The organism is Caulobacter sp. 10L414, assembly GCF_056395525.1.
On sequence record NZ_JBFTJR010000060.1, the window covers coordinates 12,967 to 30,001 of the forward strand.

14 protein-coding genes and 1 pseudogene are annotated in these 17,035 nt (G+C 70.3%); 10 read left to right on the forward strand and 5 right to left on the reverse strand.

The window, feature by feature from the left end; translation table 11 throughout:
* Position 1: 1 nt before the first annotated feature.
* Complete coding sequence (locus AC1DCG_RS20280) at positions 2-1,630, forward strand: alpha-L-fucosidase (RefSeq protein ID WP_477041631.1); 1,629 nt, start codon at positions 2-4, stop codon at positions 1,628-1,630.
* A gap of 49 nt (positions 1,631-1,679) precedes the next feature.
* Positions 1,680-2,435, forward strand: coding sequence for an SDR family oxidoreductase (locus tag AC1DCG_RS20285; protein ID WP_477041632.1), 756 nt, complete (start codon positions 1,680-1,682; stop codon positions 2,433-2,435).
* 186 nt (positions 2,436-2,621) lie between these two features.
* Here AC1DCG_RS20285 and AC1DCG_RS20290 read toward each other — a convergent pair whose 3' ends face one another.
* The 4 genes from AC1DCG_RS20290 to AC1DCG_RS20305 all read right to left on the reverse strand — a co-directional run bounded on the left by AC1DCG_RS20290 (position 2,622) and on the right by AC1DCG_RS20305 (position 8,325).
* Complete coding sequence (locus AC1DCG_RS20290; RefSeq protein ID WP_477029647.1) at positions 2,622-4,868, reverse strand: TonB-dependent receptor; 2,247 nt, start codon at positions 4,866-4,868, stop codon at positions 2,622-2,624.
* A 188-nt stretch (positions 4,869-5,056) separates the two neighbouring features.
* On the reverse strand, positions 5,057-6,136 hold the full coding sequence (locus AC1DCG_RS20295) for a DUF3667 domain-containing protein (protein WP_477029633.1): 1,080 nt from the start codon (positions 6,134-6,136) through the stop codon (positions 5,057-5,059).
* Positions 6,137-6,271: 135 nt separating this feature from the next.
* Complete coding sequence (gene hutC / locus AC1DCG_RS20300) at positions 6,272-6,979, reverse strand: histidine utilization repressor (RefSeq protein ID WP_477029632.1); 708 nt, start codon at positions 6,977-6,979, stop codon at positions 6,272-6,274.
* Positions 6,976-8,325 carry a formimidoylglutamate deiminase gene (locus tag AC1DCG_RS20305; protein ID WP_477029646.1) on the reverse strand — a complete coding sequence of 450 codons (1,350 nt, stop codon included), beginning with the start codon at positions 8,323-8,325 and terminating at the stop codon, positions 6,976-6,978. Before AC1DCG_RS20305 ends, hutC begins: the two co-directional genes overlap by 4 nt.
* A 220-nt stretch (positions 8,326-8,545) precedes the next feature.
* On the opposite strand from AC1DCG_RS20305, the gene hutI reads away from it, so the two are divergent.
* The 4 genes from hutI to hutU all read left to right on the forward strand — a co-directional run bounded on the left by hutI (position 8,546) and on the right by hutU (position 13,937).
* Positions 8,546-9,754 carry an imidazolonepropionase gene (gene hutI / locus AC1DCG_RS20310; RefSeq protein WP_477029631.1) on the forward strand — a complete coding sequence of 403 codons (1,209 nt, stop codon included), beginning with the start codon at positions 8,546-8,548 and terminating at the stop codon, positions 9,752-9,754.
* Positions 9,751-11,286 carry a histidine ammonia-lyase gene (gene hutH / locus AC1DCG_RS20315; RefSeq protein WP_477029630.1) on the forward strand — a complete coding sequence of 512 codons (1,536 nt, stop codon included), beginning with the start codon at positions 9,751-9,753 and terminating at the stop codon, positions 11,284-11,286. The genes hutI and hutH overlap by 4 nt, the downstream gene beginning before the upstream one ends.
* Positions 11,283-12,113, forward strand: a complete 831-nt coding sequence (gene hutG / locus AC1DCG_RS20320; protein WP_477029629.1) for an N-formylglutamate deformylase — start codon at positions 11,283-11,285, stop codon at positions 12,111-12,113. Before hutH ends, hutG begins: the two co-directional genes overlap by 4 nt.
* Positions 12,114-12,272: 159 nt before the next feature.
* The gene (hutU, locus tag AC1DCG_RS20325) at positions 12,273-13,937 is read left to right on the forward strand and encodes a urocanate hydratase (RefSeq protein ID WP_477029628.1); all 1,665 of its coding nucleotides are present in this window, start codon (positions 12,273-12,275) and stop codon (positions 13,935-13,937) included.
* Between the two features lie 43 nt (positions 13,938-13,980).
* Here hutU and AC1DCG_RS20330 read toward each other — a convergent pair.
* Positions 13,981-14,094, reverse strand: a pseudogene (locus AC1DCG_RS20330) (hypothetical protein); the annotation flags it as partial.
* 26 nt (positions 14,095-14,120) lie between these two features.
* On the opposite strand from AC1DCG_RS20330, the gene AC1DCG_RS20335 reads away from it, so the two are divergent.
* The 4 genes from AC1DCG_RS20335 to AC1DCG_RS20350 form a co-directional block, all read left to right on the forward strand.
* The gene (locus AC1DCG_RS20335; RefSeq protein WP_477029627.1) at positions 14,121-14,663 is read left to right on the forward strand and encodes a HutD/Ves family protein; all 543 of its coding nucleotides are present in this window, start codon (positions 14,121-14,123) and stop codon (positions 14,661-14,663) included.
* 40 nt (positions 14,664-14,703) lie between these two features.
* Complete coding sequence (locus tag AC1DCG_RS20340) at positions 14,704-15,204, forward strand: chemotaxis protein CheW (protein ID WP_477029626.1); 501 nt, start codon at positions 14,704-14,706, stop codon at positions 15,202-15,204.
* Entirely contained in the window at positions 15,201-16,643 is a 1,443-nt protein-coding gene (locus tag AC1DCG_RS20345) for a CheR family methyltransferase (RefSeq protein WP_477029625.1), read from the forward strand. The genes AC1DCG_RS20340 and AC1DCG_RS20345 overlap by 4 nt, the downstream gene beginning before the upstream one ends.
* A 52-nt stretch (positions 16,644-16,695) precedes the next feature.
* On the forward strand, positions 16,696-17,035 hold a 340-nt coding region (locus AC1DCG_RS20350; protein ID WP_477041633.1), incomplete at its 3' end, for a chemotaxis protein CheW.

Sequence of the window (17,035 nt, forward strand, 5' to 3'; positions counted from 1 at the left end):
CATGCCCTTCACCCGCCGCGCCCTTCTCGGCGCGACCGCCGGCCTCGCCGCCTCGTCCGCCCTTGCCGCCTCCCAGGGCAAAACGGGACGCGGTCCCTTCAAGGCTTCGTGGGAGTCGCTGGCGGCCGGCTACAAGACGCCGGACTGGTTCCGCGACGCCAAGCTCGGCATCTGGTCGCACTGGGGCCCGCAATGCGTGCCCGAGTTCGGCGATTGGTACGGCCGCCAGATGTACCAGCAGGGCAACCCGTTCTACGAACACCACGTCAAGACCTACGGCCACCCGACGCAGTTCGGCTTCATGGAGTTCATCCCGCGCTGGAAGGCCGACGCCTGGGATCCCGAAGCCTTGATGAAGACCTACGTCGCCGCCGGCGCGAAGTTCTTCATGTCGATGGCAAACCACCACGACAATCTCGACCTGTTCGACAGCCGCCATCACGCCTGGAACTCGACCCGCGTCGGACCCAAGCGCGACATCGTCGGAACCTGGGAGAAGGTCGCCCGCCGCCACGGCATGAAGTTCGCCGTCTCCAACCACGCCGCCCACGCCTGGCACTGGTGGCAGACCGCCTACGGCTACGACGCCGAAGGCCCGCTGAAGGGCCAGCGGTACGACGCGTTCYGCCTGAAGAAGGCCGACGGCAAGGGCAAGTGGTGGGAGGGCCTGGACCCGCAGGAGCTCTACACCGGCCCCAACATGGTGATCCCCGACGGGATCAATTCCATCGCCGACGCCAACGCCTGGCACGACAAGCACGACGGCGAGTGGATCGAGACCCCGCCGGCCAACAATCCCGCCTTCGTGCATCAGTGGCTGCTGCGCCAGAACGACCTGGTCGACCGCTACAAGCCCGACATGGTCTATTTCGACAACTACGCCCTGCCTCTGGGCTGGGCCGGGCTGGAGGCGACCGCGCACTTCTACAACCAGGCCGTCCGCCGCACCGGCACGACCGACGTCGTGGTCACCGGCAAGAAGCTGACCGCCTTCCAGCGCAAGGCCATCGTCGAGGACGTCGAGCGCGGCTTCTCCGACCGGCTGCGCGACGAGCCCTGGCAGACCGACACCTGCATCGGCAACTGGCACTATGACCGCGGGCTCTATGAGCGCGACGGCTACAAGACCGCCAAGGACGTGATCCAGCGCCTGACCGACGTGGTCAGCAAGAACGGCACGCTGATGCTGTCGATCCCCCAGCGCGGCGACGGCTCGATCGACGACAAGGAGGCCAAGGTGCTGGCCGACATGGCCGGCTGGATCGCCGTCAACGGCGAGGCCATCTATTCGACCCGCCCGTGGAAGATCTACGGCGAGGGCCCCACGCGCCTGGTCGAAGGTATGCAGAACGAGGGCGACGCCAAGCCGTTCGAGGCCCGCGACATCCGCTTCACCACCAAGGCCGGCGCCCTCTACGCGCTGCCGCTGGTCGAGCCGGGCCGCGAGATGGTCATCGAAAGCCTGGCGACCGGCGCCCCGCATGCCGGCGGCGAGGTGCGCAAGGTCTCGCTGCTGGGCGGCGATCCCCTGCCCTTCACCCGCGACGGCAAGGGCCTGAAGATCACCCTGCCCGAGCGCCGCCCGAGCTTCGCCTCGGTGGTGAAGATCGAAGGACCGGGGCTGGCCTAAGCCTTTCAAACGACCGTATGCTCCCTCGAAACCCGAGGGAGCATACACGATGACCGACCTTTCCGGCCGCACCGTCCTGATCACCGGCGCCTCGTCGGGTATCGGCGCCAACCTGGCCCTGGCCGCCGCCAAGGCCGGCGCGCGGGTGGCGGTGGCGGCGCGGCGGGCCGACCGGCTGGCGGCCCTGGTCGGCGAGATCGAGGCAGCGGGCGGCGCGGCCCTGGCCGTCTCGATGGACGTCGAGGACGAAGCCTCGGTGATCGCCGCCTACGATGCGCTGGAGGCCGCCTGGGGGCCGGCCAACTCGGTGATCGCCAACGCCGGGATCAACGTCCGGGCTTCGGCGCTGGATATCGCCATCGAGGACTTCGACAAGATCCTTGGGGTCAACACCCGGGGCGTGTTCCTGACCGCCCGCGAAGGCGCGCGGCGGATGATCAAGGCCGGCGTCGAGGCCCGCGGCCGGGTGGTGCTGGTGGCCTCGATCGGGGCCCACAAGGTGCTGCCCKGCATCACCGCCTACTGCGCGTCCAAGGCCGCCACGGCCCACATGGGCAAGAGCCTGGCCCGCGAGTGGGCCAGCAAGGGCATCAACGTCAACGTGCTGTGCCCCGGCTACATCCGCACCGAGCTCAACGACGCCTGGTTCGACAGCGAAGGCGGGCAGAAGCTGGTCGCCGGCTTCCCCAGGCGGCGACTGATGGACACCAGCGACCTGGAGGCCACCGCGCTGTACCTGGCCTCGGACGCTTCGCGGGCGGTGACGGGGTCGGTGTTCACGGTGGACGACGGGCAGTCGCTGTAGCGCGCCTGCGGCGAGCTCCCCCCTCCGGCCCTTCGGGCCACCTCCCCCAGAGGGGGAGAATCTAAAGCGCCAAGATGCTCCCCCTCTGGGGGAGCTGTCGCGAAGCGACTGAGGGGGTCTTCTCCCCAAAGAAAAACGCCCTCCGGGCCAGGCTCGGAGGGCGCTCTTTCAGGTCAGGCGGTCAGATCAGCGCAGCTTGGCGCTGACCGAGACGCCGACGATGCGGGGCTCGTTGAAGACCGAGGCCATGTAGTTCTCGATCACGCCCTTGAGGTTCTTCTCGTTGGTGATGTTGCGGCCGAACAGGGCCACTTCGTAGGCGCCGCCCGGAGCGGTGTAGCCGAGCTTCAGCCCGCCCTCGAAGTTGCCCTCGGAGTAGAACTCGCGGGTCTTGTAGAGGACGTAGTTGGTGTAGCCCTGCACGTTCCAGTCGGTGGCCGCGAACAGCGCGCCGCCGTTGGCCAGCGGGTGCTCGTAGCGGGCGGTGAAGTCGACGTTGTACTCCGGCGCGTTCGGCAGCGGCTGGCCGTCGATCTGGGCGAAGACGTTCGAACCGACCTGGATGGTCGGGTTCTGCACGGTGCAGACCACCACGCCGTTGAGGGCGCAGACCTGGGCGTAGACGCGCTTGTCCTTGATCTCGCTGTGCAGCAGCGAGAGGCCGGCGGTCAGGGTCAGGTTGGCGATCGGGCGCCACTGGGCCTCGGCTTCCATGCCGTAGGCCTCGGCCTTGTCGGCGTTGAACAGCACGCCGTTGCCGTTGCTGTCGTTGCCGTTCAGCTGGATGTCCTCGACCTTGTAGGTGAAGGCCGAAGCGTTCAGGCGCAGGGTGTTGTTCAGCAGCTGGCTCTTGAAGCCGGCTTCCCACGACAGGATCGTCTCGGAGTCGGCGGTGGTGAAGTCGGCGTTGAACACGGCCGAACGGCCCTGGATGGTCGGACCGCGGAAGCCGCGGGCGACGCGGGCGTAGACGCTGACGTCGCCGGTCACCTTGTAGAGCGCCGACAGGTCCCAGCTGGGCTGGCTGTCGGACAGCTTCACGTAGCGGCGGCCGGTGTAGGTGACCGCGCCCGTGGCCGTGTCGGCCGACTTCAGCAGGCGGGTCTTCTTGGTGTCGTCGGTCTGACGGGCGCCGGCCGTGATCGTCAGGTTCGGAGTGACGTCATAGCTGACCTGGCCGAAGACGGCCCACGAGGTGTTGATGTTCTCCAGCGACACCCAGTTGTTGGGGTTGGTGCGGACGAAGAACGCGCGCTGGTAGAAGTTGGTGATGTCGCGGCTGTCGAAATAGAAGCCGCCGACCTGCCACTTCAGCGCACCGTCGGTGGTGCTGGCCAGGCGGATTTCCTGGCTGATCTGGTCGAGATCCTTCACCGCGCCCTGCGACTGGCCAAAGCCGTTGGGCGCGCCGCCGACCGGGAAGTTGGCGGCCGCGCCGCCGTCGGTGTCGCCGCGGCTGTAGCCGTCGGTGGTCTCATAGGCGCTGATCGAGGTCAGCTTCACGCCGCCCAGGTCGTAGTCGATCTTCAGCGAGGCGCCGGCCGTGTCGTAGGCCTGCGGGTTGTTGGCCGCCTCGTCGTAGGCGACCTGGTCGCGCTCGGCGAAGTCGGTGCTGTTGGAGCCCTTCTTCAGGCCGTTGCGGTGGAACAGGGTCGAGGTGCCCTCGTATTGGCGCACATGGGCCGAGGCCAGGACCGACAGCTCTTCTGTCGGGGTCGCCAGGATCTGCAGGCGCAGGTCGCGCTCGTCGAAGCCGCCCATGGCGTCCTTCTGCGGCGTGACGGTGCCGTCGGCGCTGGTCCCGCGGAAGGTGTTGTCCACCCAGTCGTCGCGGTGCTGGTAGAGGGCCGAGACGCGGAAGGCCAGCTTGTCGGCCACGATCGGGCCGCCGATGCCGCCGTCGAAGGTGGTGGTGTTGTAGCTGCCGTACGAGGCCTGGGCCTGGCCCTGCAGGGTCTGGGTCGGCTTGGCGGTGTCGAACTTGATGATGCCGGCGGTGGTGTTGCGGCCGAACAGCGAGCCCTGCGGGCCGCGCAGCACTTCGACCTGCTGGACGTCGAACACCGGGTTCGACTTCAGCACCACGTGCTCGAGGACGACTTCGTCCTGGATGATCGACACCGGCTGCGAGGCGCCGAGGTAGAAGTCGATGTTGCCAAGACCGCGGATGTAGAAGCGCGGGAAGATCCGGCCCGTGGTGGTTTCGGCGTAGAGGCCGGGCACGCGGCCGGCCAGGGCGAGAATGTCGTCGCCGCCCGCCTGCATGGCCCGCAGCTGGTCGCCGGCGACCACGCCGACCGACACCGGCGTGTCCTGCAGGTTCACCGAGCGGCGCTCGGCGGTGACGATGATCTCTTCGAGGCTGGTGGAGTCGGCCTCTTGGGCGTTGGCGACGGCGGCGCTGGCGAGCGCGCCCAGCGCGCAGGTCAGCATCAACGCCGACCGACCGAAGGTGGTCTTGGACACGAAGTAATCCCCTTTTTACGTATAAGCGGCTGCGGTTGTTGATTATTTCCGCAACACGGCGTTCGGATATCAGGCCCTTGCAAAGCTGTCATGACACCCGTCGCGGACGAACGGGGATAATGTCCGTCCGCGAACAATAAACCGGCAGAACGTCGTTAGATCTGCGACAGACCCAGCCACAGCAGGCCCGCCAGCAGGAACACGAAGGCCAGCTGGGTGGTGAACCAGACGATCGTGGTCTTCAGCAGCGCCCCGAACACGTTGGAGGCGTAGACGCCGCGCAGGGTCATGAACAGGTTCACCGGCGCCCACAGCAGAGCAACCAGGACGCCGGTCTGGCGCACCGGGGCGGGCAGGATCATCACGATCGCCCACAGCAGGAAGATGAACGACAGGTAGTTCATCGACACGATCAGGTGGTCGTACATCATGAACTTGCGGCGATAGACGTAGCAGGCGCCCAGCGACAGGGCGAGGATCGGCAGCAGGAACACCGCCAGACGGTGGCCCCAGCCGAACACCACGGCGACGAAGTAGCCGGGGGTGTCCACGGCCTTGTTCAGCTGGGTGTTGAACCACTCCAGCTTGGCCCGCTCGGTCGGCTCGACCTCGCCCACGTCGATGAAGGTGCGCTTGCCGTCGGCCCCGACCCCGTCGGAAAGCAGGCCGCCCTCCTTCATCTGCTGCTGGATGTCGTTGGTGACCTCGCCGGGGATGGCCTTGACGCTGTCGTTGATGCTCGGCGGAGCGGCCTTGCCGTGCTCGCCGCTCTTGGCGGGGCCGTGCGAGGCCGAGGCCGCGTGCTCGCCCCCAGGGCCGGCCTTGTGCTGGGCGTCGTGCATCGCCTTGTGGATCACGACCTCGGCCGACAGGATGAACAGCAGCAGCGAGACCAGGAACAGGCGGAACGGCGGCACGTGCCGGGCCCGCTTGCCGTCGAGATACTCGCGGCTGAGCGTGCCGGGACGGAAGAACAGCCACGGCAGGGTGCGCCACAGGCGGCCGTCGAAGTGGAACATCCCCTCGATGGCTTCCCAGGTGACATGGAAGATCGACTTGTGATGGTCGGAGGCTTCCTGGCCGCAGGCGTGGCAGAAATGCCCGGCCAGTTCGGTTTCGCAGTTGTCGCACCTGGTTCCAGGCGGCGGCGCGGGATGGGCCGAACGGCCATCCGACTTGAACCGCGCCAGCCATCCGCCCAGCGCACCGCCGGTGATCGCTTCGACTTCCTTCACGCTACGTCCCCACGCACGCCCCAAGCGCGATTCAGCCCGCGCTCGCGTGGTGATGTACGACAGCTTGGGCGTGCATGCACCTGTCGACTGATCCACCGGCGAGCAAGCCGGCTCGGCGCCTGCAAACGCCGCTGCTCAGCGCGCGGAGCCGAACCGGGCGACCAGGTCGTAGGCCTCGCCGGGGAACAGCTGGCGCACGCGCGTGACCGGCTCGCCCGCCCGCCAGGTGCGGCGTTCCACGGCCAGCAGGGCCGCGCCGACGTCCAGGGCCAGCAGTTCGGCGACGGCGGCTTCCGCGCCCACGGCGCTGATGCGGCTTTCCGCTTCCGTCCACGGAACGTGGTGCAGCAGCCAGGCGCCGGGCGGCTCGGCGGCAAAGTCGGCGGCGGCGGCCTCGGGCACGGCGGCCAGGCTGATCAGCCGGTCCTCCAGCGCGAAGGGCCGACCGCCGGCTACGTGCAGGCCGCGCAGGACGACCAGGTCGCCCTCGCCCGCCAGGTCGACCTCGTCGCCGTCGTCGGGATCGGCGGGGCGGCGCTCAGCCGCCAGCAGCACGAAGGCGTAGGTTTCGCCCCGGGCGGTGATCTCGGCCTGGATGTCGGGGATGTCGAGGACGGTGGAATGCACCTTGGGCCGGGCCACGAACGAGCCGGCGCGGCGGCGGCGGACGATCAGGCCGGCCTGCGCCAAGGCCGACATCGCCTTGTTCACCGTCATCCGCGAGCAGCCGTACTGAGCCATCAGCTCGCTCTCGGAGGGCGCGCGATGACCCGGCGGCCAGGCGCCCGAGCGAACCAGGCCCTCGATCTCGTCGCGGATGCGCTGGTGCAGCGGAACCGTCACGACAGCAGGCCCCGGAGCACCTGGCGATAGCGCTCGACGATGGCGTCGCGATGCCGATGGCGGCCGCCGGCGACCACGGGGCGGCCCGCGCGCCAGACGCTGTCGATCGCGCCGTGCCGCCCGGCGAACACCAGGCTGTCGACCAAGGCGTCGCCGCCGCGGCCGACGATGGCCGGGTGGTCGCGATCGAGGGTGACGAAGTCGGCCGGCGCGCCGCGGCGCAGGCCCGGACGGCCCGCGCCCAGGGCCTGGCTTCCGCCCGCCACGGCCGCGCGCCACAGCTCGCCGCCGGTCGAGCGCCTGGGGCCGCCGGCCAGCACGTTGCGCGCGCGCCGGGTCAGGCGCTGGGAGTATTCCAGCACCCGCAGCTCCTCGGCCGCGTCGATCAGCACGTTGCTGTCAGACCCGATCCCGAAGGCGCCGCCGGCGGCCTGGTAGTCGTGGGCCGGGAAGACGCCGTCGCCCAGGTTGGCCTCGGTGATCGGGCAGAGACCCGCGACCGCGCCGCTCTTGGCCAGGCGCTCGGTCTCGACCGCGTTCATGTGGGTGGCGTGGACCAAGCACCACTGCTTGCCGACGTCGGCGTGGTTCATCAGCCAGCGCACGGGACGCTGGCCGGTGGCGGCCAGGCAGTCGTCGACTTCCTTGGTCTGTTCGGCGATGTGGATGTGGATCGGCCCGCCGGCGGCCAGGGGCGTGATGGCGGTGAGTTCCTCAGGCGTGACCGCGCGCAGGCTGTGCGGCGCGATCCCCACCACCGCGTCGGGCAGGCCCGCGACGGCGGCGCGGCTGGCCTCCAGCAGGCGGGCGTATCCGTCGACGTCGGTGACGAAGCGCTTCTGGCCCTCGCCGGGCGCGGCGCCGCCAAAGCCCGAGTGGGCGTAGAACACCGGCAGCAGGGTCAGGCCGATGCCCGTCTCCTGCGCCGCTGCCGCGATCCGCGCGCCCATCTCGGCCGGATCGTCGAAGGCGCCGCCGTCACGGTCGTGGTGCAGGTAGTGGAACTCACCGACGCGGGTGAAGCCGCTCTCCAGCATCTCGACCTGGCCCATGGCGGCGACGGCCTGCAGGTCGTCGGGATCCAGCCGCTCGACGAAGCGGTACATCAGCTCGCGCCAGGTCCAGAAGCTGTCGCCGCCCTCGCCCCGCGCCTCGGTCAGGCCCGCCATGGCCCGCTGGAAGGCGTGGCTGTGCAGGTTGGGCATGCCCGGCAGGGCCGCGCCCAGGCGGGGCTCGTTGCCGGCCGCGACGTCGGTGTCGATGCGGGCGATGCGGCCCTCGGAGAGGGTCAGGCGAACGCCTTTCGCCCAGCCGTCGGCCAGCAGGGCGCTCTCGCACCAGACCACGACGTCCTTGGGGGCTTCGGGAGCGGGCGCCGGCGCGGGCTCGCCCTGAGCCTCGACCGCAACCTCGTCGGGCAGGTCGGGGGAGGCCTCTTCCGGGCCTTCAAGATTCTCGGCGTCGCTCACTGGACAATCCTCGTCGCTCGCGAATATGTCTATACATATTGAACCGCGCCGCAAGGGTCGCGGAGCACGACTCAAGACGTCACGGGAGGCGCTGGCGATGCGGTGCGATCGGGTTTGGATCAAGGCCCGGCTTGCGACCCTCGCCGAAGGCGCGCCTGGACTGGGCGTCGTCGAAGACGGCGTGATCGCCGCCAAGAACGGCCGGATCCTCTATGCCGGCCCGGCCGCCGACGCGCCTGTGTTCGAAGCTGCGGAGACGGTCGACTGCGAGGGCCGCTGGATCACGCCCGGCCTGATCGACCCGCATACCCACCTGATCTTCGGCGGCGACCGCGCCCACGAGTTCGAGCTGCGGCTGGCCGGTGCGTCGTACGAAGAGATCGCCCGGGCCGGCGGCGGCATCGTCTCGACCATGAAGGCCACCCGCGAGGCGACGGAAGACCAGCTGGTCGCCGCCGCCCTGCCCCGCCTGGACGCCCTGATCGCTGAGGGCCTGACGACTATCGAGGTGAAATCCGGCTACGGCCTGTCGCTGGAACACGAGCTGAAGAGCCTGGGCGCCGCCCGCGCCCTGGGCCGAGCCCGCCCCGTCTCAGTCAAGACCACCTTCCTGGGCGCCCACGCCTTGCCGCCGGAGTTCAAGGGCGACGCCGACGGCTACATCGACCTGATCTGCCAGCAGATGATCCCCGCCGTGGCGGCGGAAGGCCTGGCCGACGCGGTGGACGGCTTCTGCGAAGGCATCGGCTTCTCGCCCGCCCAGATCCGCCGGGTGTTTACGACCGCCCGCGCCCACGGCCTGCCGGTGAAGCTGCACGCCGAGCAGCTGTCGAACCTGCATGGCGCCGCGCTGGCCGCCGAATTCGGGGCGCTGTCGGCCGATCACCTGGAGCATCTGGACGAGGCCGGGATCGCCGCCATGGCCGGGGCCGGGACCACGGCCGTGCTGCTGCCCGGCGCTTACTACTTCGTGCGCGAGACGAAGCTGCCGCCGATCGACGCCCTGCGCGCGGCCGGCGTGCCCCTGGCGCTGGCCACGGACTGCAATCCCGGCACCTCGCCGCTGACCAGCCTGCTGCTGACCATGAACATGGCCGCCACTCTGTTTCGCCTGACGGTGGACGAGTGCCTGGCCGGCGTCACGCGCGAAGCCGCCCGGGCCCTCGGGCTGCTGGCCGATCGGGGAACCCTGGAGGCCGGCAAGGCCTGCGACCTTTCCATCTGGGACGTCGAGCGTCCCGCCGAACTTGTCTACCGCATGGGCTTCAATCCGCTCCATGCGCGCGTCTGGAGCTCTGTTTCGTGAACACTGAAGTCCTGCACCCCGGCGAGGTCAGCCTCGTCCAGTGGAAGTCGGTCTATCGCGGCGCGGCCGCGCGGCTGGCGGACCATGCCTGGTCGGTGATCGAGGCCAGCGCGGCGGCCGTGACCCGCATCCTGGCCAAGGGCGAGCCGGTCTACGGCATCAATACGGGCTTTGGGAAACTGGCCAGCGTGCGCATCGGCGACGAGGACCTGGCGACCCTGCAACGCAACATCGTGCTGTCGCACGCCGCGGGCACGGGCGAGCCTTCGCCGGTTCCGGTGATCCGCTTGATGATGGCCCTGAAGCTGGCCAGCCTGGCCCAAGGCGCCTCGGGCGTGCGGGTCGAGACCGTCAAGCTGCTGGAGGCCATGCTGACGCTGGGCCTGACGCCGGTGGTGCCCAGCCAAGGCTCGGTCGGCGCTTCGGGCGATCTGGCGCCGCTGTCGCACATGGCCGCGACCATGATCGGGGTCGGCGAGATCGACGTCGACGGCGTGAGGAAGCCCGCCCTCGAAGCCCTGGCTCGCGCCGGCCTTTCGCCCGTCGAACTGGGGCCCAAGGAGGGCCTGGCCTTGCTGAACGGCACCCAGTTCTCGACCGCCAACGCCCTGGCCGGCCTGTTCGAGGCCGAGGTGCTGTTCCAGTCGGCCCTGGTCACCGGCGCGCTGTCGACCGAGGCCGCCAAGGGCTCGGACACGCCGTTCGATCCCCGCATCCACCAGCTGCGCCGTCACGCCGGTCAGATCGAGACCGCCGCGGCCCTGCGCGCCCTGATGGCCTCGTCCGACATCCGCGCCTCGCACCTGAAGGAGGACGAGCGGGTACAGGACCCCTACTGCCTGCGCTGCCAGCCCCAGGTGATGGGCGCGGCGCTGGACGTGCTGCGCCAGGCCGCCTGCACCCTGGCCACCGAGGCCAACGGCGTCTCCGACAACCCGCTGATCTTCCCGGAAGCGGACGAGGCCTTGTCGGGCGGCAACTTCCACGCCGAGCCGGTGGCCTTCGCCGCCGACATGATCGCCCTGGCCGTCTGCGAGATCGGCTCGATCAGCGAGCGCCGCATCGCCATGCTGGTGGATCCCGCGCTGTCGGGCCTGCCGGCCTTCCTGACGCCCAAGCCGGGCCTCAACTCCGGCTTCATGATCCCGCAGGTCACGGCCGCGGCCCTGGTCTCGGAGAACAAGCAGAAGGCCTATCCGGCCAGCGTCGACTCCATCCCCACCTCGGCCAACCAGGAGGACCACGTGTCGATGGCCGCCCACGGGGCGCGCCGCCTGCTGTCGATGGTGGAGAACGCGACGGCGGTGATCGGCATTGAACTTCTGGCCGCCGCGCAGGGCTGCGACTTCCACGCGCCGCTGACCTCCAGCGCCGCCCTCGAGGCGGTTCGGGGCGAGGTGCGGAGCAAGGTCGCGCATCTGTCGGACGACCGTCACTTCCATCCCGACATGGAAGCGGCCAACATCCTGGTGCGGACCGGCGCGATCATCGACGCGGCGGCCGGCGTTCCCTTGCCCGGAGCGACCACATGAGCAGCGACTGGCTGGAAGTCTGGCGGGGCGACGCGCCCCTGATCGTCAGCATCCCCCACTCGGGATCGTTCATTCCCGAGGACATCGAAAAGCGCCTCGTCTCGCCCTGGCTGGCCCGCAAGGACGCCGACTGGTGGATCGAGCGGCTCTACAACTTCGCCGACGACCTGGGGGCCACGACCGTGCGGACGGCCGTGTCGCGCACCGTCATCGACGTCAATCGCGATCCGTCGGGCGCCTCGCTCTATCCGGGGATGGCGACCACCGCCCTGTGCCCAATCGACACCTTCGACGGCGAGCGGCTCTATGCCGAGGGCCGGGAGCCGGACGAGGCCGAAATCGCCGCCCGTCGCGCGCGCTGGTTCATCCCCTACCACGAGGCCCTGCGGGCCGAGATCGACCGGCTGCTGGCGATCCATGGCAAGGTGGTGCTGTATGACGCCCACTCGATCCGCTCGCGGGCGCCGCGGCTGTTTCCGGGCGAACTGCCGGTGTTCAACATCGGCACCAACAGCGGGGCGAGCTGCGACCAGGCACTGACCGCCGCCGTCGAGACCGCCTGCGAAAGCTCGGGCCTGCCGATGGTGACCAACGGCCGCTTCAAAGGCGGCTGGATCACCCGCCACTACGGCAAGCCCGAGCGCGGCATCCACGCCGTGCAGATGGAGCTGGCCTGCCGCGGCTACATCGACGACCCCTCGCCCCGCATCACCCCGCAGTCCTGGCCCTCGCCCTACCGCCCGCAGAAGGCCGCGCCGATGCGCAGCGTGCTGGGCGACGTGCTGAAGGCCTGCGTGGACTTCGCTTCTCAAGATCCTCCCCCGTGAAACGGGGGAGGTGGCGCGCTGCGGATACGCAGCGCGACGGAGGGGGCGAGTGACGAAGCTCGGCGCCCCGTCTCGCCCCCTCCACCGCTTCGCGGTCCCCCTCCCCCGCGTCGCGGGGGAGGAGTTCGTTCCCCATTCCCCGCCAGAGACCCGTCATCCATGACCCGCCTCGACAACACCCGCGTCATCCGTCCCGCCACAGGAACCGAGCTCACCGCCAAGAGCTGGCTGACCGAAGCGCCGCTCAGGATGCTGATGAACAACCTGCACCCCGACGTCGCCGAGCGGCCCGAGGAGCTGGTGGTCTATGGCGGCATCGGCCGCGCGGCCCGGGACTGGGAAAGCTATGACAAGATCGTCGAGACCCTGCGCCGGCTGGAGGACGACCAGACGCTGCTGGTGCAGTCGGGCAAGCCGGTGGGTGTGTTCCGCACCCACGCCGACGCGCCGCGCGTGCTGATCGCCAACTCCAACCTGGTGCCGCGCTGGGCCAACTGGGAGCACTTCAACGAGCTCGATAAGAAGGGCCTGGCCATGTACGGCCAGATGACCGCCGGCTCGTGGATCTATATCGGCGCCCAGGGCATCGTGCAGGGCACCTACGAGACCTTCGTCGAGATGGGCCGCCAGCACTATGCCGGCGACCTGTCGGGCAAGTGGCTGCTGACGGCGGGTCTGGGCGGCATGGGCGGCGCCCAGCCGCTGGCCTCGGTGTTCGCCGGGGCCTCGTGCCTGGCCATCGAGTGCCAGCCCTCGCGCATCGAGATGCGCCTGCGCACCGGCTATCTCGACAAGTCGACCGACAATCTCGACGAAGCCCTGGCCTGGATCGCGGAGTCGTGCGCCGCCAAGACCCCGATCTCGGTCGGCCTGCTTGGCAACGCCGCCGAGCTGCTGCCGCAGATGTACGCGCTCGGCATCCGGCCCGACCTGCTGACCGACCAGACCAGCGCCCACGACCCGATCAACGGCTACCTGCCGATTGGTTGGAGTCTAGAACAGTGGGCCGGGGCCAGGGAGCGCGACCCGGCCAGCGTCAACAAGGCCGCCCGCGCCTCGATGGCCGTGCACGTGCAGGCCATGCTCGACTTCCGGGCCGCAGGCGTGCCGACCGTCGACTACGGCAACAACATCCGCCAGATGGCGCTGGAGGAAGGCGTTGCGAACGCCTTCGACTTCCCCGGCTTCGTGCCGGCCTACATCCGCCCGCTGTTCTGCCGCGGGATCGGACCGTTCCGCTGGGCCGCTCTGTCGGGCGATCCGGAGGACATCGCCAGGACCGACGCCAAGGTCAAGGAGCTGATCCCCGACAATCCCCACCTGCACAACTGGCTCGACATGGCCGGGCGGCGGATCAAGTTCCAGGGCCTGCCGGCGCGCATCTGCTGGGTCGGGCTGGGCGATCGCCACCGCCTGGGTCTCGCCTTCAACGAGATGGTCGCCAAGGGCGAGCTGAAGGCCCCGGTCGTCATCGGTCGCGATCACCTCGACAGCGGCTCGGTCGCCTCGCCCAACCGCGAGACCGAGGCGATGATGGACGGCTCGGACGCCGTGTCGGACTGGCCGCTGCTGAACGCCCTGCTCAACACCGCCTCGGGCGCCACCTGGGTGTCGCTGCACCACGGCGGCGGCGTGGGCATGGGCTTCTCGCAGCATTCGGGCATGGTCATCGTCTGCGACGGCACCGACGCCGCGGCCAAGCGCATCGAGCGCGTGCTGTGGAACGACCCGGCCACCGGCGTCATGCGCCACGCCGACGCCGGCTACGACATCGCCAAGGACTGCGCGCGCGAGCACGGCCTGGATCTGCCGGGAATCCTGTAACACCACGCGCCCAAAGCTCGTCATCCCGGAAAGCCCGCAGGGCTTATCCGGGACCCAGGGGCCAAGCGCAGTGCGCCAGCCGAGGCAAAGGCGGCGAACCCAAACCCCACGTCCAGTCTCCTGGGTCCCGGCTCTCCGCTGCGCTCCGGCCGGGATGACGACGCTGATTAGCTGGAGAACATCATGCGCCTGCTGCCCGCCGCCGAACGCGCTCCCGCCCCGTGGAAGAACGGCGGCGGGACGACCTGGGAGATCGCCGCCCAGCCGCCGGGCGCGGACCTTGCCGCCTTCGACTGGCGGCTGAGCATCGCGCAGGTCGCCTCACCGGGGCCGTTCTCGGTGTTTCCCGGCGTCGATCGAGTGCTGACGGTGATCGCCGGCGCCGGCCTGCGGCTGACCATCGAAGGGCTGGGCGAGGTCGTGCTCGACGAGGCCTCGCCGCCACTGCCCTTTCCCGGCGACGCGGCGGCCGCCGCGACGCTGGACGGCGGTCCGATCCGCGACCTCAACCTGATGGTCCGGCGGGGCGCCTGGCGAGGCTCGGTGCGGCGGATCGACGGCGCGGAGACGATCACCGCCACGGCGCGGGTGAACCTGCTGGTCGCGCTCGCCGCCGCCCGGGCGGGCGATCAGGCGCTCGGCGCCGAGGACGCTCTAATCGTCGATCATGATGCAACCTTGACCGTAGAGGGGCGTTTGCTGCTGATCGGCATCGATCCGGCCTGACCTCGACGTCGGCGGCGTCGGTCCGATTGCGGAGCCCAGAATGACAAGCAGCCTCTATGTGACCTTCCGCGCGGGCGCGCTGGAAGCGGCCCTGCCGCAGGCGGCGGTGGCCGAGATCCTGCCGCTGCCGGAACTGGTCGCCGCCCCGGGCGCGCCGCGCGTACTGGCAGGCTTCGTCAATCTGGGCGGCGAGGCGATCGCGGCCCTGGCGCTGGACCGCCTGCTGGACGCCGAGGGCGGCGAGCCCGCCCCCGCCCTCTATCGCCACCTGATCCGCCTGCGTCCGCTGGCCGGCGCGCCGGCCGTGACCCTGCTGGTCGACCGCGTCACCGACGCCGCCGCCCACGCGCCCGACACCCAAGCCGTCGAGGAAGCCGACAGCCTGGGCGGCTGCGTCGCCGAGACCGCCCTGATCGACGGACGGCTGGTCCCGGTGCTGTCGCCCGAGCACCTGCTTCTGGCCGAGGAGAAGGCGCGGCTGGACGAGTTCGCCCGCCGGGCCCAGGAACGTCTGGCCGCCTGGGAAAGCGAGCCGGCGTGAAGCCGCCGCGGGCGGCCCCGCGCCCCCAGGTTCCGCGCCTGGCCCTGGCCGCCGACGAGCCGTTCCAGCGCCTCAAGCGCGCGGTGATCGCCCGCACCGGCCACCACTACTACGCCGACAAGGACGACGTGCTGTGGGACCGGGTGCAGCGGCGCCTGCTGGCCACCCGCGACCGCGACGTCACCGCCTATCTCAAGCGCCTGGCCAGCGAGCTCGAGGGCGAGGCCGAATGGGCCGCGCTCGAGACCGAGATCACGATCGGCGAGACCTTCTTCTTCCGCTACGCCGAGCAGTTCACGGCCCTGCGCGAGACGATCCTGCCCGACATCCTGCAGCGCAAGGCGCAGGACAAGCGCATCCGCATCTGGAGCGCGGGCTGCGCCACCGGCGCCGAGCCCTATTCGATCGCCATCCTGCTGTCGCAGATGCTGGGCGAGGCGATCGGCGACTGGCGGATCTCGATCCTAGGCGGCGACATCAACGCCGCCTTCCTGGAGACCGCGCGCAAGGGCCAGTTCGGCCGCTGGGCGCTGCGGGCCGTCAGCGACGCCGACCGCGCCCAGTGGTTCACCGAGACGGCCCGCAACACCTGGACCCTGAAGAGCCCCTATCGCGGCCTCGTGCGGTTCGAGCGCCAGAACCTGCTCGACCTGCTGGGCCCAGCGCCGCCGCTGGAACTGACCGAGTTCGACCTGATCCTGTGCCGCAACGTGCTGATCTACTTTCATCACGAGGTGGTCGAGCAGCTCGTGGGCGCGCTGGGAAGCCGGCTGGCGGCCGACGGCTGGCTGCTGTTGGGCCATGCCGAGCCGAACCCGGCCTTCGGCAGGATCCTGGACGTGGCCCAGCTGCCGGGCACGGTGGCATACCGCCCGGCAGATCCCGAGCGTGCGGCCGCGCCCGGTCCCAACTTCGAGGCCTTCGCCGCCCCCGAACCGGAGCCTGCCTCCAGCCCGGCCGAAGCCCCCCCGCCGCGCTGGCGGCCGACGCCGATCCCGACGCCCGTCCCCACGGCCGCTCCGCCGGAGGCCGCGCCGATCGCCGAACTGGTGGAGGCCGTGCGCCGCCTGGCCGACGCCGGCGACTACCTGGCCGCGGAGGCCGCCTGCCGCCAGGCGCTGGCCCTCGCGCCGGAGGACCCCGCCCTGCACCTGCACGACGGCCTGGTGCTGCGGGCCCTTGGCCGCCCGGGGCCGGCCGAGGCGGCTTTCAAGCGCGCGCTCTATCTCGATCGCGGCTTTGCGCTGGCGCACTACCACCTGGGCCTGCTGCTGCTCGACCGTGGACGGAGCAAAGCCGCCGCGCGGTCGCTGAAGACCGCCGCCCAGATCGCGGGAACCGTTCCGGCGGACACGCGTTTGGCCCACGGCGCAGGTCTGGACGCCGGCCAGTTGCGCAAGAGCGTCCGTCTGCTGCTGCAGTCGCTCGTGGGGGTTTAGTAAAGACATGACTAGGGCCGACGCCTCAGGCGGCGACGGGTTGGGGGGACTTTTGGACGATGCGCGCGCCCGGGCGATCCTGGCGGCGCGCACCCGTCGGCTGGCCGAGCGCCGGACCGCGCCGGAACCCGAGACCCCGCTGGAAGACGTGCTGCTGTGCCAGGCCGGCGCGGGCCTGCACGCCCTGCCGCTGGCCGCCGTCGAGCGCGTGACCCCGTTCGAGCCCCGCCGCCTGACGCCCGCCGCCGGCCGTCCCGCCCTTCTGGGCCTGGCCAGCGTGGAAGGCCGCCTGCGCCGCGTGCTCGACCTTTCCCGCCTGACCGGCGCCGCGYCGGCCGCGCCCGACGCGCCCGGCTTCCTCGTGGCCCTGCGCGGCGCGGGCAACCTGGCCC

Coding starts and splice junctions, on each gene's coding strand:
- AC1DCG_RS20290 (WP_477029647.1), bottom strand. CDS start 4,868: ATGCTGACCTGCGCGCTGGGCGCGCTCGCCAGCGCCGCCGTCGCCAAC.
- hutI (WP_477029631.1), top strand. CDS start 8,546: ATGCGGTGCGATCGGGTTTGGATCAAGGCCCGGCTTGCGACCCTCGCC.
- hutG (WP_477029629.1), top strand. CDS start 11,283: ATGAGCAGCGACTGGCTGGAAGTCTGGCGGGGCGACGCGCCCCTGATC.
- hutU (WP_477029628.1), top strand. CDS start 12,273: ATGACCCGCCTCGACAACACCCGCGTCATCCGTCCCGCCACAGGAACC.
- AC1DCG_RS20335 (WP_477029627.1), top strand. CDS start 14,121: ATGCGCCTGCTGCCCGCCGCCGAACGCGCTCCCGCCCCGTGGAAGAAC.
- AC1DCG_RS20340 (WP_477029626.1), top strand. CDS start 14,704: ATGACAAGCAGCCTCTATGTGACCTTCCGCGCGGGCGCGCTGGAAGCG.